The sequence below is a fragment of the Bacillus fungorum genome (assembly GCF_002746455.1).
Classification (GTDB): Bacteria; Bacillota; Bacilli; order Bacillales; family Bacillaceae_G; genus Bacillus_A; species Bacillus_A fungorum.
The window spans coordinates 187,724-212,171 of the sequence record NZ_NWUW01000007.1 but is presented as its reverse complement, the minus strand read 5'-3'; the positions used below and the strand labels follow the sequence as shown (position 1 = coordinate 212,171).

General features: G+C 34.4%; 22 protein-coding genes and 2 pseudogenes. 13 read left to right on the top strand and 11 right to left on the bottom strand.

The genetic code is table 11. From position 1 onward, the window contains the following. Positions 1-38 precede the first annotated feature (38 nt). Both CO726_RS12955 and CO726_RS12950 read left to right on the top strand, forming a co-directional pair. The gene (locus CO726_RS12955; RefSeq protein ID WP_099684507.1) at positions 39-557 is read left to right on the top strand and encodes a DJ-1/PfpI family protein; all 519 of its coding nucleotides are present in this window, start codon (positions 39-41) and stop codon (positions 555-557) included. 137 nt (positions 558-694) lie between these two features. Next, positions 695-1,312, top strand: a pseudogene (locus CO726_RS12950) (asparagine synthetase B family protein); the annotation flags it as partial. A 937-nt stretch (positions 1,313-2,249) separates the two neighbouring features. Here CO726_RS12950 and CO726_RS12945 read toward each other — a convergent pair. From CO726_RS12945 to CO726_RS12935, 3 genes are all read right to left on the bottom strand, one after another. Continuing rightward, positions 2,250-2,858 carry a DUF2812 domain-containing protein gene (locus tag CO726_RS12945; protein ID WP_136699601.1) on the bottom strand — a complete coding sequence of 203 codons (609 nt, stop codon included), beginning with the start codon at positions 2,856-2,858 and terminating at the stop codon, positions 2,250-2,252. 16 nt (positions 2,859-2,874) lie between these two features. Continuing rightward, positions 2,875-3,189 (bottom strand): PadR family transcriptional regulator, encoded by a 315-nt coding sequence (locus tag CO726_RS12940; RefSeq protein ID WP_001078066.1) that lies wholly within the window; start codon positions 3,187-3,189, stop codon positions 2,875-2,877. Positions 3,190-3,363: 174 nt separating this feature from the next. Next, positions 3,364-5,100, bottom strand: a complete 1,737-nt coding sequence (locus CO726_RS12935) for an S-layer homology domain-containing protein (protein ID WP_099684505.1) — start codon at positions 5,098-5,100, stop codon at positions 3,364-3,366. An 824-nt stretch (positions 5,101-5,924) separates the two neighbouring features. Here CO726_RS12935 and CO726_RS12930 point away from each other — a divergent pair. From CO726_RS12930 to CO726_RS32420, 4 genes are all read left to right on the top strand, one after another. Beyond that, positions 5,925-6,485: a DUF4236 domain-containing protein gene (locus CO726_RS12930; RefSeq protein WP_099684504.1), complete on the top strand. Its 561-nt coding sequence runs from the start codon at positions 5,925-5,927 to the stop codon at positions 6,483-6,485. Between the two features lie 117 nt (positions 6,486-6,602). Further along, a complete protein-coding gene (locus CO726_RS12925) occupies positions 6,603-7,031 on the top strand; it encodes a stress protein (protein ID WP_099684503.1) in 429 nt (142 codons plus the stop codon). 367 nt (positions 7,032-7,398) lie between these two features. Continuing rightward, positions 7,399-7,596, top strand: coding sequence for a hypothetical protein (locus CO726_RS32425; protein WP_099684502.1), 198 nt, complete (start codon positions 7,399-7,401; stop codon positions 7,594-7,596). An 18-nt stretch (positions 7,597-7,614) separates the two neighbouring features. Then, positions 7,615-7,836, top strand: coding sequence for a hypothetical protein (locus tag CO726_RS32420; protein WP_099684501.1), 222 nt, complete (start codon positions 7,615-7,617; stop codon positions 7,834-7,836). A gap of 754 nt (positions 7,837-8,590) precedes the next feature. Here the strand turns inward: CO726_RS32420 and dhaK are convergent. Next, positions 8,591-10,342 carry a dihydroxyacetone kinase subunit DhaK gene (dhaK, locus tag CO726_RS12900; protein WP_099684500.1) on the bottom strand — a complete coding sequence of 584 codons (1,752 nt, stop codon included), beginning with the start codon at positions 10,340-10,342 and terminating at the stop codon, positions 8,591-8,593. A 178-nt stretch (positions 10,343-10,520) separates the two neighbouring features. Between dhaK and dhaS the strand changes: the two genes are divergently transcribed. Both dhaS and dhaQ read left to right on the top strand, forming a co-directional pair. Next, on the top strand, positions 10,521-11,087 hold the full coding sequence (gene dhaS, locus CO726_RS12890; RefSeq protein ID WP_000204226.1) for a dihydroxyacetone kinase transcriptional activator DhaS: 567 nt from the start codon (positions 10,521-10,523) through the stop codon (positions 11,085-11,087). Positions 11,088-11,106: 19 nt separating this feature from the next. Further along, positions 11,107-12,105, top strand: coding sequence for a DhaKLM operon coactivator DhaQ (dhaQ, locus tag CO726_RS12885; protein WP_099684499.1), 999 nt, complete (start codon positions 11,107-11,109; stop codon positions 12,103-12,105). 248 nt (positions 12,106-12,353) lie between these two features. Here dhaQ and CO726_RS12880 read toward each other — a convergent pair whose 3' ends face one another. The 5 genes and pseudogenes from CO726_RS12880 to CO726_RS12860 all read right to left on the bottom strand — a co-directional run. Then, the gene (locus CO726_RS12880; protein WP_099684498.1) at positions 12,354-13,007 is read right to left on the bottom strand and encodes a DUF2306 domain-containing protein; all 654 of its coding nucleotides are present in this window, start codon (positions 13,005-13,007) and stop codon (positions 12,354-12,356) included. A gap of 329 nt (positions 13,008-13,336) precedes the next feature. Next, on the bottom strand, positions 13,337-14,776 hold the full coding sequence (locus CO726_RS12875) for a 6-phospho-beta-glucosidase (RefSeq protein WP_099684497.1): 1,440 nt from the start codon (positions 14,774-14,776) through the stop codon (positions 13,337-13,339). Between the two features lie 94 nt (positions 14,777-14,870). Continuing rightward, entirely contained in the window at positions 14,871-16,763 is a 1,893-nt protein-coding gene (locus CO726_RS12870) for a beta-glucoside-specific PTS transporter subunit IIABC (RefSeq protein ID WP_099684496.1), read from the bottom strand. A gap of 139 nt (positions 16,764-16,902) precedes the next feature. Continuing rightward, positions 16,903-17,751 (bottom strand): BglG family transcription antiterminator LicT, encoded by an 849-nt coding sequence (gene licT, locus CO726_RS12865; protein WP_098759948.1) that lies wholly within the window; start codon positions 17,749-17,751, stop codon positions 16,903-16,905. A 214-nt stretch (positions 17,752-17,965) separates the two neighbouring features. Next, a pseudogene (locus tag CO726_RS12860) lies at positions 17,966-18,052 on the bottom strand (MarR family transcriptional regulator); the annotation flags it as partial. Between the two features lie 415 nt (positions 18,053-18,467). Between CO726_RS12860 and CO726_RS12855 the strand changes: the two are divergent. After that, positions 18,468-18,575: a YjcZ family sporulation protein gene (locus CO726_RS12855; RefSeq protein WP_000505670.1), complete on the top strand. Its 108-nt coding sequence runs from the start codon at positions 18,468-18,470 to the stop codon at positions 18,573-18,575. 168 nt (positions 18,576-18,743) lie between these two features. On the opposite strand, the gene CO726_RS12850 is transcribed toward CO726_RS12855, so the two are convergent. Next, positions 18,744-19,193: an HPP family protein gene (locus CO726_RS12850; protein WP_099684495.1), complete on the bottom strand. Its 450-nt coding sequence runs from the start codon at positions 19,191-19,193 to the stop codon at positions 18,744-18,746. Between the two features lie 199 nt (positions 19,194-19,392). Between CO726_RS12850 and CO726_RS12845 the strand changes: the two genes are divergently transcribed. The 3 genes from CO726_RS12845 (at position 19,393) to CO726_RS12830 (ending at position 23,144) form a co-directional block, all read left to right on the top strand. Next, on the top strand, positions 19,393-19,704 hold the full coding sequence (locus CO726_RS12845; protein ID WP_099684494.1) for an ArsR/SmtB family transcription factor: 312 nt from the start codon (positions 19,393-19,395) through the stop codon (positions 19,702-19,704). A 265-nt stretch (positions 19,705-19,969) separates the two neighbouring features. Further along, a complete protein-coding gene (locus tag CO726_RS12840) occupies positions 19,970-21,145 on the top strand; it encodes an MFS transporter (RefSeq protein WP_099684493.1) in 1,176 nt (391 codons plus the stop codon). Positions 21,146-21,737: 592 nt separating this feature from the next. After that, positions 21,738-23,144 carry an alpha/beta hydrolase family protein gene (locus CO726_RS12830; RefSeq protein ID WP_099684492.1) on the top strand — a complete coding sequence of 469 codons (1,407 nt, stop codon included), beginning with the start codon at positions 21,738-21,740 and terminating at the stop codon, positions 23,142-23,144. A gap of 341 nt (positions 23,145-23,485) precedes the next feature. On the opposite strand, the gene CO726_RS12825 is transcribed toward CO726_RS12830, so the two are convergent. Next, entirely contained in the window at positions 23,486-23,746 is a 261-nt protein-coding gene (locus CO726_RS12825) for a hypothetical protein (RefSeq protein ID WP_098759955.1), read from the bottom strand. Positions 23,747-24,097: 351 nt separating this feature from the next. Between CO726_RS12825 and CO726_RS12815 the strand changes: the two genes are divergently transcribed. After that, the gene (locus CO726_RS12815) at positions 24,098-24,223 is read left to right on the top strand and encodes a YjcZ family sporulation protein (protein ID WP_000540377.1); all 126 of its coding nucleotides are present in this window, start codon (positions 24,098-24,100) and stop codon (positions 24,221-24,223) included. Positions 24,224-24,448: the final 225 nt, after the last annotated feature.

Genomic DNA, 24,448 nt, shown 5'->3' with positions numbered 1-24,448 from the left:
TAATCTTAATATTCATTCACTTCAAGGGGGTACATATGATGACAAAGAAAGCACTATTTATTATTCCACCAGAACGATTCAATGAGGAAGAATTATTTCAGCCAAAAGAAGTATTAGAAGCTGCAGGAATTCAGGTAACGATCGCCAGCACAGTAATTGGAGAAATCGCAGGTGATTATGAAGGAAAAGCTCACTCAAGCATTACATTCTCTGAGGTTTCAGCTCGTAATTATGAGGTTGTAGCTGTTATCGGGGGATCTGGTACGATAGATCATCTATGGGGAAATCAACTATTAATAAACTTTTTAAAAGAGGCTTATAATCAAAAAGTTCTTGTAACAGGGATTTGTGCTGGTTCTGTAGTAGTAAGCCAAACTGGTTTACTTTCTGGACGAAAGGCAACTTGCTATCCAGTAGACGTGATGATTCATGCATTGAAAGAAAATAATGTAGAATATATCTCCGGGCATGTCATTGCTCACGATGATGTCATTACTAGTGATGGCCCTGCAGGTGCTATGCAATTTGGAGAAAGTATAGTAACAACATTAAAATAACTTTTATCCAAAGAAGCCTTAGAAAATAATTTTCTAGGGTCTCTTTAAATGAATAATTGTTTATTGGAACTACTTAATGATATATAAAAGCATTTTTTCTCATCGTAGAATGTCATTTCAGAATATAAATTTTCACATTTAAAAAGGAAGAGGTTAACAGTATGTGTGGCTTTGTAGGTTGTTTATATAATCATTCAAGAGAACTTTCAACTAAGGATATTACAAAGCCTCTTTACAATGAGATTGCTTCCTATAATGATGTAGAAAAAATGCAGTATATCGATATGTTTACATGGTTGCGCGGTGATATACTTGTAAAAGCCGATAGAATGACACTAGCTCATTCTCTAGAACTTCGTGTTCCATTCTTAGATAAAGAGGTCTTTGATGTTGCCTCAAAACTTCCAACGCATCTAAAAATTGCGAACGGTACAACTAAACATATTTTACGCGAAGCAGTGAGAGGAATTGTTCCCGATCATGTGTTAAACCGTAAAAAACTAGGTTTCCCTGTACCCATTCGTCATTGGTTAAAAAATGAAATGTATGATCGGGCTATAACAATTATTAAAGAGAGCGAAACTGATTACTTAGTTGATAAGAACTATGTTTTAAATCTATTAGAAGCACACTGCCTTGGAAAAGGTGACTACAGCCGTAAAATTTGGACGGTCTTATCGTTTATGATTTGGCATCAAATTTATATAGAGCACAAATTTGATACGAGCTCATTCCATGAAACTATGACAGTGTAAAAGGAAGGCACCTTAAAAGTTGTCTTTTCTTTATATGTTAAAAATCCCGCCTATTTCCGTAGGCGGGATTTATCTTTATTACACAATATGAAAGTATACTCTCTTTTTCTCTGAAATTTTATGTAATTATACATATTCATGAAAATAAAAGAAGTAAAAGTAAATTGTGGGCACCAAATTTACTTTTTCGTTGAATAAATCCAATTTAATTGTATTACTTATTAGAATTGTATATGTATGTTACTGCCACTATAATAGTAGAAATAATATATTTTTCATTTCCCTTTTTGCATTTATCTTTTATTTATGATTTAAGTGTATAGCCTTAAATCAATCATTTAAGACCGTTACAAGAAAAAGCTCTCTAAAAAAGTAGGGAAATAAATAACCGGTTTCTTAACGCATAAGGAATCGGTTATTTTGTATCTAAAATGCGTTTAAACGTACAATTTTCTTTTTTGATATGGTGGCCCCTAATACACCATTTTTTACAAAAAAGAAAAAAACACCCTAAGGTGCCTTCCTCCGACTTGAACCATCTTAATTTTAATAATATGTATTGGACTCCCATCCAACTATTATTTTACCACGTTAAGTTGTTTTGTTTATTGAGAAATAAAATATTTTTTATTTATTTGTTTATATATACAAGGAAATGAAACCGGCTATAACAATCAATGGAAAGATTACTGCCAGTTTATTTTTTAGAGGGACACGTTTGTCTGGGACGCCTGGGTGGATAACAAAAGCGAGTAAAACAATTGCTCCAATAATACCTAAAAGTGTATGAATGATAATCATCCTCCTAAGGAATATTATCAAAATTATATCACACCCAAACACAAATAAAAGGAATTAATGTAAATTATCACCTATTAACCTATTTATAAATTTTAAAAATCCCCTCAAAGCGTCAGCTTTAAGGGGATTTCTCCTATCATTTTCTCTCCTCATACAACTTATTCGCTTTATATGAGAAAACTAAAAACATACTAATGGCAGCTGGGATAAATAACCATGAAATGCCTCTCATTAATGCAAATGGCGTTTCAAATAACAATGATCCTAAAAATGCTGCACCATGCATATCCCATAATCCTGGCGTTAAGTATAGTTCTTTCGGATTTACAAACGCTCCTAAATGAACTATGTTAGTAAACATAAATAGGATTAGCATCGGTAAATAACATATTGCTAATTCTAAACATGTCTTAGATAAACGTTTATACTTCCCCGCTCGTGACATTTGATCTGAAAAAATGTCATCTTCACTTTCCTCATCTACCCTTTTAAAATATTGCGTACCTGCCCACCACTTACCAGCTATATGCTTCCAGCCGCTATCTTCAAATAACGTACAGTAATTAATAAAATCACTTCGTCTATAAAATATTCTATAATCTATTTTAATTGTCGCATCCTCAGGTTCTGCAATTCTAAATTTATAACCAAATGTATTACTCTCTAGATGATAGCCTTTCCAAGCCATCTCTTCTAACCATTTTTCTTCTTTCTCAAAGTCTAAAAAGAATTTCAATTTCCACATCATCGTTTCCCCCTAACTATACGTGTAATAAACTTTTTGTAACCTCAATAATGTGCTGCATTCTCATAAAGTCTAAATGCAATACTTCTTTCCCACGTTCCGTAATGACATACACTTTTCTCCGTTTATCTTCACTTTTTACCGATTCTATTAACCCTTGTTTTAATAAATTTTCAACCGCCCCATACAATGTACCCGCTGCGATTTTCACTTGATGATTACTCAGTTCCTCCACCTTTTGCATAATTAAATAACCATGTGCTGGCTCTAATAAAGCTAAAAGAACGTAATACGTTGTTTCCGTTAATGGTAAATTTTTATCTCTATTCATAAAGACCTCCAATGTAACGATAAATATATAGCTAAACTATACAGTTCAACTGTACATTTTCATTTTATACAGTTAGACTGTATATGTCAAATACAAGAGTAACTTTATAACCCATAACAAAAACGCTACCTTTTTAAAAGATAGCGTTTTTCATATTACCCTTGCTTATTCTCACTACATAAATGTAATTGTCACTAAAGAATATCCTTCTTTCGCATTATACGGTTCAGCTTTATAAGAAACACGGTTCGCTCCTTGCGGATAACCGATTTCTCCAATTACTTTTTTCACATCTTGCAATGCGCCATCCATTGATTGCTTATAAAGGATTTCGATCTTTGCTGACTTTGTGCTATAACGCTGCTGCATTTTGTTTTTGAATTCATTATAGTTGTTTGCGATGTATTCATTTCCTAAATAATTTAACTTTGTATCTTTTAAAATCTGTTGGTATGCAGCTGTTTTAGCATTGCTCCCTGCGATTTTACCTGTCAGTGTATCATAATAATTTGTTGTAGCTTGCGGATAATCACTTCTGTTCCACTCATGATTTCTTGCGATTTGCTCATCTGATAAGTTGAAATATGAATACGTAACGCGGCCTTGTTCATCTGGCACCGGATCGTCAAATGTTGTATCAAGGTGATACCATTTGTTTTCGATTTTCACCAAATTCCAAGCATGAGGCTGACCGTCTCCAGTTCCTACTACAAAATGATTCTCAATTCCAGCTTCTTTTAATAATTGATAGGTTAATAGTGCGTAACCTTGGCAAACCGCAGAACGATTTACAAGTGCTTCATATGCTGTGTAAGCTTTATAAGACGTATCATAAGAAACACGCTTTACTACATAATCATGAATCGCCTTCACTTTTTCGTGATCATCCATTCCAACTTGCGTAATAGAAGAAACGATTGCCTTTGCTTGCTTCATTACATATTCCGTTTGTTCTTTCGTTTCACGATATGTAATCTTTAACGTAAACGTATAATTTCCAGGTGATCCAGAAATTCTATATGAAACATTCGATCTATTATAATTTGTATACTCATTTTTACTTGCGACTTCTTGATATGCATTGAAAAGTGTCTTCATTACTTCTTCCTGATTACCATTTTTCGTTTTATATGGAAGGGTAATATTCGTTTCATATGTATTAATACGCTTTTGTACTTCATCTTTAAATGCTGCTAATAATGCAGCATCTCCTGTATCTTTCATCACAACAGCAGGCTTTTCATATTTCAAAGCATTATATAAAAACTGTGCATACTGTTCGCGCGTTACCGTTTTAGCCGGTTCAAATTTCCCGTCGCCTGTACCAGATGCAATCCCGTTTGACTGCACTGCACTAATCGCGTTTTCTGCCCAAAATCCATTTGGAATATCATTAAATGTATGCTTTTGTTTAGCTGAAACTTGGAAAGCGCTTTTAATAATTTGCGCCATTTCTGCACGGCTAACAGAATCTTTTGGTCTAAATCCACCGTTTTCATCACCTTTAAAAATCCCTAATTTCGTTAACGTTAAAATTTCTTCTGGAAACAATGTAGAGCCTGAGCGAATATCTCGATACGGATTATTTAAAGTAGATCCATCTTGTAATACATAACGAGCACCCTCATTACTGAACGTACCACCTTGCTTATTCGGTAACAGCGCACGATAAATTAAAGCTGCAACTTGCTCTCTCGTCGCAACATCACCGAAACCAAACTTTCCATTTCCATAACCGGAAATAATATTTTTGCTCACTAAATCTTGAATCGCAGGATACGACCAATGCGATGTAGGCACATCAGAAAAAATACCTGCCTCAGCCGCTCTCACATCACTGCCATTTGTACATAGTAAAGCACCACCTATAAGTGATAATGATGTAATTGATTTTAATAGTTTTGTGTACATAATTCCTTCTCCCAATACGTTCTCTATTTTTATATTTTGTCGAAAAATCTAAAAAAATATGACAAAATATATTATACTATTAAAATTTTTGGAAGGATATACTAATTTTTAAAATATGCAAAAACTCATATTAATATATTTTTTTGCATTAATATTATGCTATTTTACTTGCGAATATATAAACAAAAGGAAATTATAAAATACATACAAGCAATCCTACGCCGCATAATTCACAAAGTTTCAAAAAGGCATCTATAGTATCTTGCTATATAGATATACAATTAGGTATATTTTATTGATTTTAATCTCCTAAATATAAATATATAATCTATATATATTTATATTTAATGAAAGGTAGGAATGATTAATGAAGAAAAAGTCTCAATATATGTATCATTTAATTATTAGCATAATATCACTTTTAGCTATACTATTTTTATTTTTTGGAAACTATAAAAGTCCTATTTTTAAGTACTCATTTATCTGTATATGTTTAATTAATATGATAATAAATTTCCTTTCTTATTATAAAAAAAGAAATAATTAGTTCTCCATAAAATTAAAAAAATGCTATTCTTTCTTTAAATCATAGGAAGGGATAGCGTTTTTTACTCTTTGGGATGGTTAATGAGCATGTGACGATACCTCTTCTTAAAATAATTGAATCCTGGTCTAACACAGACAAGTAAAAGGAGACGTCTAAGGGTATCTTAAATCCGTAAAAAGCAATATTATTTTTATATTTTAATCATATATATCAATATTAGGATAAAATGTTTGTTATAATTAGTAAAGAAATCTACTAATAGAGAGGATACGAAATCATGGGTTATAAGTTTCGTAGAATTATCCAAGTTTCCCCAGGTGTGAAACTTAACTTTACATACACAGGTACAGGAGGAATTGCTGTTTCACCTAAATCAAGAATAACAACTTATGTACCTGGCACCGGAATCTCATATAAACCACGAATAGCAGAGTCAAACAACTATTATAAACAACGCGAGTTTCCTAGACAAAACAATTTCTATCCCACTATAAATGAACAAGATTACAATACAGTAACAGCATTTGATCCGGTAAGAGAACCCCAAACTTACATTGTTACTGCTTTTCGTAAAAAGGATAGCCAAATAAACTCATTGGGTAGAAAACTAATGAAGCCACTTTCCATCATTGCAGGCGTTTGTGCGACCCTATTCTTAATTATGATGCTTGTTATACCTGCTCTAATCCTGGCAGTCATTTCTTACTTATGCTATAAAAGTATAAAAACACCATTTGCAGTTGTATGCCCAGAGTGTGATGCTGAAAATCTATTAATTTTTGAAGAAGAAAAGATTGCTTGTCGTAAATGTGAAAGCATTCTTATAATCCCAAAATAAAAGACGCTCAAATAAACATCTTTTTTTATTTCCATTTCGACAATATATGACAATATATAGATAAATAATTTGTTATTATGTCTAAGGATTAATTTACATTAGGAGGAATAAACAAATATGTTGAAAAAATTATCAGTTTTTATTATTGGAGCTCTATTATTATTTGGTTTAGCCGCTTGTGACAGCGTTAAATCAATGACAAGTAATGTCACGGTTGGTAAGGTAATTGAAGAATTTAAAGCTGCAGGATTAGAAGCTGAAAATCCTAGTGACCTACCAGAAAAAGAATTTGGAAATACTAGAAAAGAAGCAAAGCGCATTCTTGTCCCAGCATTAGGTGAAGATAGTGGCGGTAGAATATTTGAGTTTAAAAACAAAGAAGATCTTGAAAAAGCTAAGAAATACTATGACGATTTAGGTAATGGTAATCAAATGCTATTCTCTCATACTTACGCAAAAGGTAACTTCCTTATACAAATGAATGGGGATATGGAAGATGCCCAATTTAACAAATATAAAGAAGTTATGGACAATGTAATTAAGTAAGTTAAAGAATTCGCTTTCATTTTTCTGAAAACATGTTAGAATTATCTTTGGATGGAAATCCAATACATATTATTAAAATTAAAGTGGTTCAAGTCGGAGAAAGGCACCTTTGGGTGTCTTTTCTTTATGTAAAAAAATTCTACACAACTAGAAAAATCAATGTATCATTCTTCCTTCATAACGTGCGTCTCCATCTGGGGTAGTACCTTTGAAGTACCAATGTTATGACTTATTTAGTTTCATTTTTCTAATTCCTCCTTATGGTAATTACTTTAAATTGTTTTAATATACCATTTTATTATAAATATAGATATTTAAATGTTGCAATTATAAATAAGTTCTAACATTTTGCATCGAGGTGAAAATCATGAGAAGTTTTGGTTCATTGATGATCTCTACTATCTGCTCAGTAATCCTTATAATTTGGAATGTCTATTCCTTTTATGACGGGTTAACAACAGGACGCGTATCTTCCTGGATTAATGGCATTGCAGCTGTTATCTTCCTTCTATTCCTTATCCTAAACATGCGCGATTTCAAAAAGAAAAACTACATAACCTCATAACAATAGGAGTGGATACATATGTGGAAAAAGATTAATAATTATAAGTTTCATCTAAAAGATTTGAAATTTATGTCTTGGCTATTTCCAATTGTCGGTTTGTTATACGCTTATGAATTCTTCTCTGGACTAATGTTCCATCAGGAATTTCGTTTGCTCAAGTTAATATGCATGATAATAATGATTCTAGGATTTATAGATATTAGAAAAAAGCTTACAAACAAAGATTATAGAACGGCTTGAATCAGCAAACACTCTTGAACTCATTTTTGAATCATTGTATTATATTTTCAGGTCTTACTTCATAAATCATTATCAAGAGAATCTGCAGGTTTGCAGGTTCTTTTTTTGTAAAATAAAAAAGCAGCGGATTCGCTACTTTAAATTTGATAACCGTTCTAACGATATATATATTTATTTATTTATTTCGTTTTATACTTCCTCATCAAGAACCTCGTATCCGCAACAACTGAAAACTCTTTTAGACTTTTTCAAAGCTTCTAGAGTTACACCGTTCTTTGTTCCCCCTTGGGGATGAGCAGTTATCCCTTGCTAACTGCTCTTTTATTTATAAGCTCGTCACTTGAATTATAAAAATGAGCTTATATCCTATAACATTTTTAGGAATCATCCATATTTTATTTCTGAAAAAGTGCTTTGTTTTACTAAAAGGTGGTTGCGGAAACAACCGCCTTTTTATTTATGGAAAAATGAGATTGTTATTAAGCTTCATTACAAAGTATATTATTACTGGTACAATCCGGTATAATAGATACAGATCAAACACTGGAAGGAAATATGACAATGAAAAGATATTTTAACTTCATTTTACTTTTCTTCACTTACTAGTTCCTTTTATAATTCGTTCTTTTGATGTAGATGACATTATTTTCAATACAATAGGACCAATTATTGGAACATATTTAGTAATGTATATATCCCAAAACAATATTAAGAAGATCCCTTCCACCTTAAGGCAGAAAGGATCTTCTTATTCCTATTTCAAACTACCCACAATCTCCGTAAAGATAACCCCAAGTGCATGCGCACCTGCATCTGGATATCCTAAACTTCTTTCGCCAACTGTACCGGCGCGGCCCATGCGGGCTACGATTTCTTTCGTGTACTCTGCTCCTTTAACAGCTGCTTCTGCTCCTTTTTCAAAGGCAGTTTTCATGTCTACTTCTTTTGAAGCGCTAGCTAACCAAGAGTCTACACATGGAGCAAGTGCATCAACAAGTGTTTTATCACCAACTACCGCTCCTCTACCGAATGATCTTTCACCGATAGATTGTATACCTTGAAGTGCTGCTTGCAGCATTCCAGCAAATTCTTTCACTGTTAGTTCACGTTTTTCGCCTGCTACTTTACTAGCTGCGCGGAATGCACCGCCCCAAATTGGACCAGAAGCTCCGCCGCAATGTTCCATAATAATCATCGAGCAACCGTCAAGGAATGATCCGATCGTTACGTTTTCTTGTTCTACAATCGAATACCACTCACGTTTTAATTGCTTAAATCCTTTTGCCACACTCATTCCGAAGTCGCCGTCACCAGCGTGCGTGTCTAGCTCACAGAATGGTACTTCATTTTTAATAATAACGTCGCTCATTTTATCAACGAGATAAATCATGTTGTTTAATGTAATGACATTATCTTTTATCACAGCGTGCTCTTCCGCCGTTTCTAGTTCAAAGGAAACTTCCTTCTCTTCTGTCTCTTCAAGTACATTTACATACTCAAAACTTTCAACTGGTCCATCTACTTTAAACGCTGGTGTATTACATTCTTTCGATAGTAATGTTTTTAACTCATCATCTAATTTCATTACTGTTAAAGACATACCAGCCATATCAATACTCGTCATATAATTGCCAACGAATACTCTATTAATTGTAATGTTTCTAGCAGCTAATTCTCGCGTAACTGCGTTATTAAATAAGTAAAGTTCTTGCAGTGGTGTACCGCCAAAACCGTTTACTAGAAGCGCAATTTCTTCGCCATCTTTTACTCCTAAATCTTTCATTAAATCATTTGTCATACGGTTAGCTAATTCATCTGCTGACATCATTTTTTCGCGCTTAATTCCTGGTTCGCCGTGAATACCTACCCCGTATTCCATTTCATCTTCCGCAAGTGTGAAAGTAGGTGATCCGCTCGCTGGAACTGTACAAGACGTTAACGCTAAACCAATTGTACGCACGTTAGCGGCTGCTTTTTCAGAGGCGGCTTTCACCGCTCCTAAATCCATACCTGCTTCCGCTGCTGCACCGGCAATTTTATGAACTAAAATAACGCCCGCAACGCCGCGGCGTCCTACTGTATACAAACTATCTTCTACCGCAATATCATCGTCCACTTTTACGTAGTCAACTTCAATTCCATCTTCCGTTGCTAAATGCGCACCGTTTTTGAAATTCATAATATCGCCGCTATAATTTTTAATAATTAATAACGTACCTTTTTTACTAGCTGTCTCTTTAATCGCTTGGTATACCTGAATTTGTGAAGGAGAAGCAAACACATCTCCGCACACTGCCGCATCTAACATTCCTTTTCCGACTAATCCTGCATGTGCCGGCTCATGGCCACTACCGCCGCCACTAATTAACGTTACTTTATTTTCATTCATTTCTTTCTTCTTAATGACTTTATATTTTTTCAAAAGCTCAAGCTCTGGATGAGCCATAACCATTCCGTTGCACATTTCCATTACTAATGTTTCTGGTTTGTTTATAATCTTTTTCATTGTGATTCTCCCTCAATTCCTTTAATATATTGTGATATATTTGAAATCTTCTTCTTACTATCCATGTTAAAATGAAAGCGTTTTATAGTAAACGGACAAAATGGACAATCTGTCTAAAGACACCGCTCTCATTTATGGGTAGGATTTTTATATTAATAACATTCTAGGGATGATTTTGATGACCTCTTCTATAATTTCTAAAAAGATAATCGCGAATTCATTGAAATATTTAATGGAAACAGAGTCATTTCATAAAATATCAGTGAGCGATATTATGTTACACTGTCAAATGCGTAGGCAAACTTTTTATTATCATTTTAAAGATAAATTTGAACTATTAAGCTGGATTTATAGAGAAGAAACGAAGGAGAACATTATCGACTTTCTTGACTATGAAACATGGGAAAATATTTTCGATTTATTATTTGATTACTTTTATGAAAATCAAAAATTTTACCGAAATGCTTTTAAAGTCATTGAGCAAAACTCGTTTAATCACTATTTATTTGAGCATACGAAAAACTTATATATGAAGATTATTGATGAACTATCTGTGAGCTGTGGATTCAGCCTTTCGAACGAGACAAAAAATACGATTGCCTCCTTTTATAGTCACGGCTTCGTTGGAACGATAAAAGATTGGATTGAAAGCAAATGCGAAGTAGATCCTTCCATTATGTCTTCTCTCATGAAAAATATGATAAACAATCAATTACTACTATTACTGGAGCAATCAGCAAAGTAATTAAAGGGTGGCAAAAGCGATGAAAAAGATTATGAATGATGTACAAAATATCGTTCAAGATATGCTGCATGGCTTTTATTTTGAACATAACGACAAAGTAAATTACGACGAAACAAATAACATCATTTATGTAAAAGATATCGAAAAAATGAAGCAAAACGTCGCTATTATAAGCGGCGGTGGTAGCGGACATGAGCCTGCTGATATTGGCTATGTAGGAAAAGGAATGCTTACAGCGGCCGTAAACGGCAGCATTTTCACTCCGCCTACAGTAGAACAAATCGTAATGGCAACTCGCCTCATGCCAAAAGATAAAAGTATACTATTCATCATCAAAAACTTTAAAGATGACGTAGAAAACTTTCTAGCAGCAGAACAAATCGCCAAAGGCGAAGGAAGAAAAATTGACCATATCATCGTAAATGACGACGTTTCAATTGAAGATGATGCTTCTTTTAATAAAAGAAGACGCGGCGTAGCTGGCACCGTTTTCGTGCAAAAAATATTAGGCACGGCCGCTCTTGAAGGGCATTCTTTAGAAGAACTAACAGCACTTGGCCAAGCTGTCATCAAAAACTTGCATACACTAGGAGTTGCCCTTTCACCTGCAAACGATCCGGTGAAAGGAGAAGCTTCCTTTTCATTAAACGACGATGAAGTCTTTTACGGGGTCGGTATCCACGGAGAAAAAGGTTACCGTAAAGAAGCACTATCCTCTTCTGAAATATTAGCGATTGAACTAATGAACAAACTAAAAAGCATTTATCGCTGGAGAAAAGGTGACAACTTCGCCATCCTCATTAATGGGCTCGGTGCAACGCCATTAATGGAACAATACATTTTCGCAAACGACATTCGCCGTTTATGTGAGTTGGAAGGGGTACATATTACATTCGTAAAGGTCGGTACGTTGTTAACTTCTTTAGATATGAAAGGTGTTTCACTTAGTTTGCTTAAGGTAGAAGATTTGGATTGGGTGGAGTGGTTGAAGGAACGTACGGAAGCTGCTAGTTGGTAATATAAATAGGATGGCTTCAATTGGCCATCCTATTTTTGCACATATAATTATTGGAAGGATAATTCTTCCTATTCCCGTGTGCCATCACGTTTAAACAGTAAAAACTCTTTATTATGCCTCACCTTGAAATACCCGCTGTGCTTACCCGTATACGTAATTTTTAAATTTACAAAGCGTAATTCATCTATTAAAAAACATTGAATTACTGAAGAATTCTATCCTCAATATGACAGGACAGCAAATTCACATCAAAAATGTAAATCCTCATTTTTCTCGTATTTTCCTTTATTAATTCTTTGTCTTATGAATAATTCTGCGATAATTAAATTTGGTACCCACGCTAACCAAGCAATAATAGCGTAACTAAGTTCAAACCGTTCTATTCCAAATAGAACGATAAACAACGGTAGCCAAATTCTTAATGTAACTGCCGCAAAGGTTAAAGAATAATTTCTAATCATCCAATTCCGATGGTCTTTAATTTTTTTATTTTTAACTCTATTTAATGCTTGATATGCTGATGTTAGCCAAAATACGGATAACAAACCAAACCCCAGCTTCGCTACCAATCCCCCCGTTGCGTAAAAAGATAAGTACAGTCCAGAAACGCCGCCTAATAATATACCAACCAGATAGACTCTCCCAACTATTCGATGACGGTTGATATTCCTTTCTCTAAATTTTGCGGATAATGTAAATGGACCAATTACTAATGCTACTATACTAGTTGTAATATGTATAAATAACATCATATACCAGAACTCACTTAACTTAGATCCATACATAAGCTTCGCTTTTACAAGTCCTGTTTGAAATCCATCCATAATAAAATATTGGACAACAACATAACCAGCTACTAAAAAAGCAAAACAAGTAAATACAAACCAAACTTTCCTGTTCAAATTTTACTGCCTCCTTATTACATTTAATTAACTATATTATACATTATTGTTTATTATAGGGGAAAACAGAGAAACCTTCTTTAATTATCTATTCAACACATCGTTTTTATAAAGTGAGACTTTAATCAGTGGGGGTTTTGTTCATCTCCCACTGATTATTAGTTGAACCAATCGGGCTTTTACGGGCAGTTGATCCCCCACCTAACTTCTTTGCTTTCGCTGAATTTTGAGTTGGGGGTCTTACTGCCCGTTAATGCGGGATAAATGGAATTAGGATGAGACTTAAAATGAAAAAAGAAGACATCCATTAAGATGTCTCCCTTTCATACTTAAGACTCCAAACTCTCACCATTCGTCTTAATTACTTCCTTATACCAATCGAAGCTTTTCTTCTTCGATCTGTTTAATGAGCCTTTTCCTTCATTATCTTTATCAACGTATATATATCCGTAACGTTTCTTCATTTCTCCAGTAGAAGCACTTACAAGGTCAATTGGGCCCCAGCTTGTATATCCAATAATATCTACTCCATCTTGGATGGCTTCGGACATTTCAATCATATGCTTCTCTAGATAATCAATACGATATGCATCGTTCACTTCGTCTTCGCCATTTAATTGATCGATTGCACCAAGGCCGTTTTCAACAACAAATAACGGTTTTTGGTAACGATCGTAAAGTTGGTTCGCTGTAATACGGAAGCCTTTCGGATCAATCGTCCATCCCCACTCTGATTTTTCAAGGTATGGATTTTCAACAGAACCGAATACATTCCCGCTCGTTATGCTTTTTAATACTTCTGGATCTGTACTTGTTGCTCGGCTTGCATAATAACTAAAGCCAATATAATCAACTGTATGCTCTTTTAAAATTGCCTCGTCTTCTTTTTCCATTTCAATTGTTACATTGTTATCTGTAAAGAAGCGTTTTGCGTATCCAGGATATGCTCCTCTTGCTTGTACATCAATGAAGAAGAATGATTCACGGTCTTGTTCCATGGCGCGCTGAACGTCGTCTGGATTACATGTATATGGATACGTTGCACCAGCAGCAAGCATACAACCGATTTTTGCATCTGGAATGATTTCATGACACGCTTTTACAGCTAACGCACTTGCGACAAGTTGGTGATGCGCTGCTTGATACTTAATTTGTTTTTTATTGTCACCTTCTTTAAATGCTAGACCTGCTCCCATGAAAGGTAAATGTAAAAGCATATTAATTTCATTAAACGTCATCCAATATTTCACTTTATCTTTATATCTATTAAAAATCGTTTTTGCATACGTCTCAAAGAAGTTTACAAGCTTTCTACTTCTCCAGCTTCCATACTTTTCTACTAAATGAACAGGCACATCGAAGTGAGCCATCGTAACGACTGGTTCAATACCGTGCTTTAACAGTTCATCAAACAAATTATCATAAAACTGTAACCCTGCCTCATTCGGCTTTTCATCATCACCACTGGGGAAAATACGTGTCCAAGCAATCGATACACGCAGCGCTTTAAATCCCATTTCTGCAAAAAGAGCGATATCTTCTTTATAACGATGGTAAAAATCAATTGCTTCGTGTGATGGGTAAAACTCTCCTTCTACCGGTGTAAAGGTATGAATATTTCCTTTCATAATATCCCAGCGGTTTTCACCCGTTGGTAATAGATCAACCGTCGTTAATCCTTTTCCGTCTTCTACATACGCTCCTTCAACTTGATTGGCTGCAGTCGCTCCACCCCATAAAAATCCTTTAGGAAAAATAACTTTAGACATATAGAAAAACTCCTTTATATAAGAATGAACGAGGAAAGGTATTACCATTCTCAAACAATACCTTTCTTCGTGTGAACCTGTATGAAATGTACTACTATTTAACTCCTAACTTTAGTAAGGAATCTCCTGCTTGAATCTTTTCTACTTCTGTTTTTTTGATGCTATATTTATCATAATTTGTAACAACAACTGGTGTTGTCACAATATAACCCGCCTTTTGAATTTCAGCTATATGAAACTCAATAAGTAATTGCCCTTTTTCTACTCTCGCTCCTTGTTCAATATGAGAAGAGAAAAATTCGCCATTTAATTTCACAGTATCCATCCCAATATGGATTAAAATTTCAGCACCTGAATCCGCTGTAATTCCTACTGCATGATTCGTCGGGAACAGCGCAGAAATCGTACCAGAAACGGGTGAAAACAGCTTTCCTTCTGAAGGCTCAATTGCAACGCCTTCACCTAACGCACCTGATGCAAATGCAGCATCATCAATATTTTGAAGCGGCATAACTGCACCATGGAAAGGACTAAAGATTACCTCATCATCGCTTGATGCAGCAATTTTATTACTTGTTTCCTCTGTTTCTGTCGATGTTTGTTTTTTCGTAAAACCGAATAAATAAGTCAGAATAAAACCGACTAGTAAAGAAACAATCATCGAAACAATTGCGCCCCAAAATCCAGCTGTAATCCCATCTTTCGGACTAATAAATGTCGGAAGCGTAAATATGCCAAGCCCGCCTGTCATATAAGCTTGTGTACCAAATACGCCAAGTATTGCGCCGCCAATCCCTCCAGCGATACAACTCATAATAAATGGCTTTTTAAGAGGAAGTGTAATACCATAAATCGCCGGCTCTGTAACACCGAAAATACCTGAAATAAAAGCCGGAATACTAAGTGTTTTTAATTTCTGATCTTTCGTTTTCATCCAAACGCCAAGCACAGCACCAATTTGAGCAAATGAAGCAGCAAATATAAGTGCTAGTATTGGATCAATACCGTGTACTGCTAAATTGTTATAGCCAATTGGAACGACGCCCCAATGAAGACCGAATATAACAAGCACTTGCCAGAAAGCACCGAGTAAAGCACCCGCGACTAATGGGCTTGCATGATAAACCCAAAGCGTCGCCTGTCCTAAAAACTGCCCTGCCCACGTCGCAATTGGGCCAATAACGAGAAATGTAACTGGTACAACGATTAATAATGTAAAGAATGGTAATAAAAATGTTTTCACAACATCCGGAATGACTTTCTTTAAAGACTGTTCTACTTTCGCTCCAAAATAAGAAGCGAGAATAATTGGAATAACAGATGATGCATAGTTCATTAAAATAACTGGTATTCCTAAAAACGTAATATGAATTGGTGATTCAAACATCGTTCCTGCAAATAACGTATATAATGGCTCATTTGCTGTTAAACCAGCTAGAGCCGGATACACTAACGCTCCCCCAATTGCCATACCGATGAATGGTGATCCTCCGAATTTCTTACTTGCTGTATATCCGAGGAAGATCGGGAAGAAATAAAATAATGAATCGCCAACTGCATTTAATATTTGGTACGTTCCTGACTGTGTACTTAACCAGCCTAATGCTACAAATAGTGCATTCAATCCTTTAATCATCCCCGTTGCAGCTAATACCCCTAAAATAGGAGTGAAAATGCTAGAAAGAATATCTATAAGACTACTCTTTTTCTTCTCACCTGCATTTTCTTCCTCAGCTTCTTGAAATCCTCCAGCAGCAATAACCGCTTTATATACGTCGGATACATGGTTACCAATTACAACTTGATATTGTCCGCCGCTTTTCATAACCGTCACAACATCTTCCATACCCTTCAGTACTTCCGTATTTGCTTTCCCCTCATCTTTTAACTGAAATCGTAAGCGAGTGATACAATGTACAACACTATTTATATTTTCTCTCCCGCCAACATGTTTCAGTATGTCTTTTGCTAATTTTTCATACTTCATAGTAATTTCCCCTCCCTACAATCATCTTATTTTTATAAAAGAAAAAACCTAAACTAACCATAACGGTGCGATCCATACGAATCACTCCATTACAAGTCAATTTAGGTTTTGCCTGCCAAACAGTAACAATCCCGTTTATTCAATTACATAATTCATTGCGTTTCGTTACACGATGAATGTGCAACGTTACGTACACTTTTTCATCTTTTGAAAGATGACTATTATGTGCTTTTTGCAAGTATGCTTCAATTTTTTCTGTACAACAATATGCCTCTTCGTACTTACTTTTCACTTGCTCGTATAAAAAATCATCATCGGCCGAGCTCAATTCCTTCTGCATTAAACGCTGAGCAAAATATCGTAAATGCGTTACAAACCGACTATAATTAAATGAATTCTCATCTAAGTTCATCTTATAGTGGTACTTTACAACATTTAAAATATCTTGGACGATTTTCGTCATCGCTACCGTTTGTTGCATTGCCGGCTCTCCTTGCTGTGCATTAACGAAATGCAAGGCAATTGATCCTGCTTCATCTTCAGAAAGTCTAAGCCCAGTCTCTTCTTCAATGATGTTCAAAGCTTGTAGACCAATTTCAAACTCTTTCTGATAGAATCTCTTAATCTCCCAAAGCAAAGTATTTTTGAGATCCATTCCTTCTTTATGCCGAGTTAAAGCGAAACTTAAGTGATCCGTTAATGTAAGATAAATATAATCACTTAAAGTCCCCGGCAAAACTGTCTTAGCAAACTGAATAATTCTCTCTGTAATCTCTAAATTTTCTACAGGAATTTCAGTTAGTAACCTAGCAAGTTTCTCTGATAATTCCCTGGTTTCTAGCACAAAGGTTTTTTCTATCTTAGATTCATCAATCGCATCGCCTACTTTTTTCTGAAATCCCAAACCTCTGCCCATAAGTACAACTTCTGTCTCATTATCCTTCATCGTACAAACAACATTGTTATTTAAGATTTTATGGATTCTCATATTGTTCCGCCTTCTTCTTCTTAAAGTCACAAAAGGTAATAAAAAAACCTAAACTGATTCCAAAAGCCACACTACACCCGTAGCCTCTAGATCAATTTAGGTTTTGCCTGCCGAACAGTAACAATCCTTTTACTTATTAACTTACCTTCATTATACACAAAAAGTAAGCGGTTGCAACGATAAATTATTGAATATTTTTTTACAAAGAAAAATACTAACAGTTAATCAGCTGTGGCTTACATTCAGCTAAAACTTTCTTTCTCTCTTCATAATCTTCCGTATCTGTTTCTTCCCACAGCTCTTTCTTTTATTTTTTCATTTATATTTCAATCTTAAATATAATAAAAGTTCATTACAAGACTAGTTATATACATCATTATATTTTACAATTAATACAGGTAACATATATCCTTCACTACATCTATCATTCTGAATAAATAAACATAATCATTACAAAAATTCCATATAGACCCATTACTGGTTAAAATGTTATAATGAAATCACCCTACATAGTTACTCATATTCAGACTGAGGAACTAGCGTCTTATTAAGCAATGCGCATAACTCAAATAAAAAAGACACTTGAAAGTGTCTTTTTTATTTATTTTCAAAAGGACCTGCTCATGCTCATGCGTCAAAACATAAAGTAAATGGAATCCGTTAAAACGCATGAGTGATCCCTTGCTTTCCCCTCTTATTCTAAAGGAGGAACTGTTATGGGCTTTGGTGGTAGTTGTGGAGGCTGTGGCTTCGCTGGAGGCTTTGCTTTATTAGTTGTATTATTCATTTTATTAATCATCGTTGGAGCTGCTTGCTTCTGCTAAAAAAACTATCGGAAAAGACATTCTTATATGGGTGTCTTTTCTTTATAAACTACAAAGTATGAGAAATGAAGCCTTTAGCCATAATTACGACTAAAGGCTTTTTTCTATATAAAAATGAAAACATAGTAAAAATGGAATACTCACCCAAATTGTCTTTCACTTTACAAACTATATCCAAAAAGTTGGATAGCTTCTTTTACTACTCATATTATTAATGAATAAAGCAATAACTACAATAACAACGGAACCAACTAAAACCGGTGTTACTAAATAACTCCAACTATTTGCTCCTAAAATAACGATAATTGGATCGGCCCCTGCCGAAGGATGTGTTGTTCTCGTTAACATCATAACAGCTATTGCCATCCCCACCGCTAAAGCAATTGTCCAATATTCATTCCCAAACAAATGATATATTGATAGGCCAATAAAAGTTGAAATCAAATGTCCTCCAATAATATTACGCGGCTGAGATAGCGGTGCATTCCAAAAAGGCAGATTAACCTTTATTACATGTAGCCATTCTAATACATCTTCATCCGTTATTAATAAATCATAACGTTGTCCACGCCTAACTAGCTCTGTATTTACTAAATCTAATGAGAGATTTCCAGATATAAGCGGGAATCGTTTTGTTTCCTACATGTATTCATCACCTACTCTTTAAACAATCATATTCTAAAGTAATATAGTGTTGCAAATTTTTTATAGAAAAACCTTACTGAATGTTCATATTTAAAAAAGGTATATGTATATCTCTTTTTTTTAAATCTACAGTTCCTATTTACAAATCTATAAAAGTAGATATAATATCCTTATGGAACCTTCATTAATTTATAAAGCATTGTCAAATGAAACAAGATGTCAAATTTTATCATGGTTAAAAAATCCCAAAAACCATTTCGACGAAAAACCTTATTTAGAACAAGGAATAAATTTTCAGATTGGAGTGTGTGTAGGAGATATCCAGCTTAAAACTGGTTTAGCCCAATCCGTTATTTCTAGTTATTTATTAACTATGAAAAAGGCAGGTTTATTAGAATCTGAACGAATTGGAAAATGGACATACTATCGTCGAAATGAAAAAACGATACAAGAGTTTTCTGAATACGTCCAAAACGAATTATAAAATGAAAGTTAATAATTAATTGGGGCGCTGATTATTAACTTTCACGTATTCAGTTGTTTTCGGACATCAATTCATCTTGTATAAAATTGCAAAAGTAAGAAATATAGTAAAGAGAAATTTTTTTAATACATCACATCTAATTATTTAGATATCTGTTATTGTATTTGACAATACATAACCTTGATAATATTAGCGTCCAATCATACACATTTCTTTGTTAATGAATTTACTTTCAAAATAATAATACGAATGGAGAGTTTTATAAATGAAAAAAGTAAATCCTTTACTTATCCTGACACTGGCGACAGGCGTATTCGGAATTATTACTACCGAGATGAGTATTGTCGGCGTGCTGCCACAAATTACGCAAAAGTTTCATATCTCAACAGCCCAAGCAGGATTTTTAGTAAGCATCTTTGCACTAGTTGTCGCTATTTCTGGACCTTTCTTAATTTTGCTCGTCTCAAGCATTAATCGCAAAATCATTTTATTAGCAGCAATCTTTATTTTTGCTGTTTCTAACATAATCTACGCTTACACAACACAATTTGAAACTATGCTTATTTTTCGTATTTTACCTGCCGCACTTCACCCACTCTTCTTTTCAATCGCTCTTGTAACAGCTGCGAAACTTGTTCCCCCAGAAAAGAGCGGGCAAGCAGTTACAAAAGTTTTTATGGGTATTACTGCTGGATTTGCTCTAGGTGTACCATTAACATCCTACCTTGCAGACCAATTTTCACTAGAAATTGCTTTTTTATTCGGAGCACTTATTAACACCCTTGCATTCATTGGAATATTAATCTTACTTCCTTCTATGCCTGTTAAAGAAAAAATGTCCTTCGACAAACAAATTCGTATACTAGGCAAGCCAGGATTATGGTTAAATATTTTAACTATCACATTCCTTTTTGCAGCCATGTTCTCCGTTTACAGCTACTTTGCTGAATACCTTGCAAAAGTAACTTCCATGACTGGATCACTCATTAGCATCATGTTATTTATATTTGGTATAGTTATGATTTTAGGCAATCATGTATTCGGTAGTCTCCTGCAAAAAAGTATAGTAAATACAGTAATATCATTCCCTATTTTATATTCTATTGTTTACATATTGGTTTATTATTTAGGTTCCTACCTTGTTCCAATGATTTTTATGGTATTTATTTGGGGAATCGTACATTCTGGTGGATTAATTGTTGGTCAAACATGGTTAATAAGCGAGGCTAAAGAAGCACCTGAGTTTGGTAATAGTCTGTTTGTTTCATTCTCTAATCTCGGAATTACTTTAGGAACATCTATTGGAGGCTGGTTCATTTCAAACTTAGGCATCCACCAACTTATTTGGAGTGGTTTTATATTTACATTACTTTCATTTCTATTAATTATAATAAAACTAAAATTTTTCAATTCTAATAATCAAGCGTCATTATCAAGTTAATACATTTAGCAAAGCCGTAAATTCGTCTTTCTTTTGGAATTACATTCAAATATATAAAGTAAAACTTTAATCAGTGGAGGTTTTGTCCCTCCCCCACTGATTATTAGCCCACACCAATCAGGCATTCATCTCCCACCTAACTTCCTCGCATTTGCCAAATTTTGAGGTAGGAGTCTTACTGCCCGCAAATAGCGAGATAAATAATTTAATAAATTTTTATACACTAAAAAGTATGATACCCAAAGCCTTTAGCCATAATTACAACTAAAGGCTTTGTTTGTATATAACTAAAAAAGGAGCTAACTTTATGGAACATAATAAAAACGGAATGCTTGCTTTAATCGTTTTCTTTATTGGACTAACATTTTTTGTTATCGGTATGGTTTATCATTTATGGGGATCAGTTTAAAAATAAATAGCGATTCATTTAAGAAAAAGTACTCACATGAGTACTTTTTTCTTAAAATGTAATGTACAGACGTTCTAAACTGACTTACATGCATACAATTATCAATGACGGTTATATAGCCGAGAAGACTATCAATTTAATAATCTACATTTATATGATTAGGAAAGGAGCTAAAAGCTGAAAATGTCAGAAATCATTTTTGTTGCTGTATTACTTTTGTCTAGCATCCAACTTATCTTTATCAAGCGTGGTTTGACGAAAAGGAATGTAATCATTTTAATGATAAATTATGCATTCTTATTGGCCACCATCATTGTAATTGGCGCAAATTGGCGTATGATACCTGCTTATTGCCTAACACTCATTTTAACATTACAAGTTTTTTTGAAACCCAAAACTACAGTCGTTTCCAAGAAATTAGCTATAAAAGTTTTAAAAAGTGTAGGAATTATCGTAACTGCTATCGCAATGTTTGCGTTACCCTTACTTTTTCCGGTCATAACACTCCCAGAGCCTACAGGAAAATATACAGTAGGAACGAAAGCTTTCCATTTAATTGATACAAATCGAAAAGAAACCATTGTACCGAGTAGTCACGGAAATCGTGAACTAATGATACAAGTGTACTATCCTGCCGAAAAAGGATCTGGGAAACCTTCTGCCTACTTTGAGAACATAGACGCTCTCGCTGAACAATTGGGTGTAACAAAAGGTGCTCCGTATATCGTAACGACACATTTAGGGCTGACAAAAACACATTCTTATCAAGATGCTAAACCACTTCAAATTAAGGGGAAATTCCCCCTCCTTTTATTCGGCCATGGGATGGAATTATACGGACAACAAAATACATTCCAGTTAGAAGAGTTAGCTAGTCAAGGTTATGTAGTAATCGCTCTTAATTTCACAGGGTACGCAGCAACAACGATTTTCCCTAATGGAAAACGTATAGATTCCGTACCAATTGAATTTACACCTAACGCTTTAAATAACATGGTTCGAAATTGGGAACAGGATACTACTTTCGTTTTAAACGAAGTAATAGAAGGCACTTTCGATAAAAACTTTACAGCCATTGCAAATTTAATTGACTATGACAAAATTGGTATGTTAGGTCACTCTTATGGAGGAGCAACTGCCGCACAAATGTTAATAAAGGATAATCGTATTAAATCTGCAATTGATATGGACGGCGGATTGTATGGAGATCCAATGCCTAAAGATGGTCCTCAGAAACCATTCATGTTGATGAATGCCGAAGCCACAATTCATTATATGAAAGAAATGGAGAATCAAAAGACAGACGGAATCCAAGATGAATTGTTTGAAATATCCTATTTAAGAAATAAAACCATTGAAAAACCTGGCGCGTATACAGTTGTAATTCCAAAAACAAATCATAATAGTTTTACAGATTTAGCAGCATTTTCACCTATTATTAATGAACCCGGCGAAGATGTAGCAGCAAATTATAAACTCATTAATAAACTAGTAACTAGCTTTTTTGATCAAACGTTAAAAGGGATAAATGAAAGTCATTTAGAAGAAATTCAGAAGCAACATCCTGAACTTCCTCTCATTAAACACTAATAACCATTTTCCTAGTTATGAAACCCCTCCTTATGCTTGAGGGGTTTCCACTTTAACACAATTATAAAAAAAGGCCCCATCACTGGGGCGCTCAAAAAATAATATAAGTAAATGAATTAAAACAAATAACAGACAACTAAACTATATACAATTTAAATTATATAATCTATATATATGCAAAATTGCATAAAAGTATTTATTATTACATGCTATACTAAAATAGGAGTCGACAATCGTTATTTTCTTCTTATTTTTAAAGCAATATGGATATACCTTCTTAACTCATTTGGATTGTACAGGAAAAGAAGACATCTTAATTGATGTCTTCTTTTCTTATACTTTTATGAATTTTTTTGAGTAGCTGCTCTCCAAGCACGAAAAGATGTTGGGCGTCCAGAATGAGCTCTTTGCTTTGCAACAGCTGGTTTTTCTTCAATGGTCTTTGGTTTTTCTTCCATAATTGCTGGTTTTTCTTCAATAATCGCTGATTTTCCTTCAAGAATAGTCACAGCTGTTTGTATTTTTTCCAACTGCTCTTTTAAAGCTTGCTGTTCAATCTTTAAATCCGTAAGTAATCGTAAAATCATTTCAGAATTAGCCATAAAAATCCTCCTCCCTTAATACACAGAATAAAATACAATATGTCATCAGCATAATACCCGTGACAAAAATAAGATTGTCACCTCTTATAAAGTGAAACTTTAATCAGTGGGGGTTTTCTTCATCCCCAACTGATTATCAGCCCTCACCAATCGGGCTTTTACGGGTAGTTGATCCCCCACCTTACTTCTTTGCCTTCGCTGAATTTTGAGGTGGGGGTCTTACTGCCCGTTAATGCTTGATAAAATCCAAGTACCTTTTATTTTTCAAAAGGACCTGCTCAACTTCATACGTAAAAACATAAAGTGAATTAAATCCATTAATTAATGGTCTTTATGGAAGGAGGAGTTAATATGGGCTATGGCGGTAGTTGTGGTGGAGGCTGCGGTTTCGGCGGCGGATTCGCTTTACTTGTTGTACTCTTTATTTTATTAATCATCGTTGGCGCTAGCTGTTGGGGCGGCGGATTCGGCTGCTAAGGGGAGGCACTCTTGAGAGTGTCTTTTTTTCGATATGTGAAGTTATCCAACGCTATTAAGCTAGCGTTTTAAAGTAACCCCAAAACGAATATATTTTCTCTGTAACTAGCGGAATATTTTTCCACTATGTATTCATTTAATAAAAATCCAGCATAATTTCGCATTAAAATAACTCATAACAAGTAGCAATCCAATATTTGTAATACACTTACCCTATTCTTTCTA

Coding starts and splice junctions, on each gene's coding strand:
- CO726_RS12945 (WP_136699601.1), bottom strand. CDS start 2,858: ATGTGGAAATTGAAATTCTTTTTAGACTTTGAGAAAGAAGAAAAATGG.
- dhaQ (WP_099684499.1), top strand. CDS start 11,107: ATGAAAAAGATTATGAATGATGTACAAAATATCGTTCAAGATATGCTG.
- CO726_RS12825 (WP_098759955.1), bottom strand. CDS start 23,746: ATGGCTAATTCTGAAATGATTTTACGATTACTTACGGATTTAAAGATT.
- CO726_RS12855 (WP_000505670.1), top strand. CDS start 18,468: ATGGGCTTTGGTGGTAGTTGTGGAGGCTGTGGCTTCGCTGGAGGCTTT.
- CO726_RS12940 (WP_001078066.1), bottom strand. CDS start 3,189: ATGAATAGAGATAAAAATTTACCATTAACGGAAACAACGTATTACGTT.
- dhaS (WP_000204226.1), top strand. CDS start 10,521: ATGACCTCTTCTATAATTTCTAAAAAGATAATCGCGAATTCATTGAAA.
- CO726_RS32425 (WP_099684502.1), top strand. CDS start 7,399: ATGAGAAGTTTTGGTTCATTGATGATCTCTACTATCTGCTCAGTAATC.
- CO726_RS12830 (WP_099684492.1), top strand. CDS start 21,738: ATGTCAGAAATCATTTTTGTTGCTGTATTACTTTTGTCTAGCATCCAA.
- CO726_RS32420 (WP_099684501.1), top strand. CDS start 7,615: ATGTGGAAAAAGATTAATAATTATAAGTTTCATCTAAAAGATTTGAAA.
- dhaK (WP_099684500.1), bottom strand. CDS start 10,342: ATGAAAAAGATTATAAACAAACCAGAAACATTAGTAATGGAAATGTGC.
- CO726_RS12955 (WP_099684507.1), top strand. CDS start 39: ATGACAAAGAAAGCACTATTTATTATTCCACCAGAACGATTCAATGAG.
- CO726_RS12925 (WP_099684503.1), top strand. CDS start 6,603: ATGTTGAAAAAATTATCAGTTTTTATTATTGGAGCTCTATTATTATTT.
- CO726_RS12840 (WP_099684493.1), top strand. CDS start 19,970: ATGAAAAAAGTAAATCCTTTACTTATCCTGACACTGGCGACAGGCGTA.
- CO726_RS12870 (WP_099684496.1), bottom strand. CDS start 16,763: ATGAAGTATGAAAAATTAGCAAAAGACATACTGAAACATGTTGGCGGG.
- CO726_RS12930 (WP_099684504.1), top strand. CDS start 5,925: ATGGGTTATAAGTTTCGTAGAATTATCCAAGTTTCCCCAGGTGTGAAA.
- licT (WP_098759948.1), bottom strand. CDS start 17,751: ATGAGAATCCATAAAATCTTAAATAACAATGTTGTTTGTACGATGAAG.
- CO726_RS12845 (WP_099684494.1), top strand. CDS start 19,393: ATGGAACCTTCATTAATTTATAAAGCATTGTCAAATGAAACAAGATGT.
- CO726_RS12875 (WP_099684497.1), bottom strand. CDS start 14,776: ATGTCTAAAGTTATTTTTCCTAAAGGATTTTTATGGGGTGGAGCGACT.
- CO726_RS12815 (WP_000540377.1), top strand. CDS start 24,098: ATGGGCTATGGCGGTAGTTGTGGTGGAGGCTGCGGTTTCGGCGGCGGA.
- CO726_RS12935 (WP_099684505.1), bottom strand. CDS start 5,100: ATGTACACAAAACTATTAAAATCAATTACATCATTATCACTTATAGGT.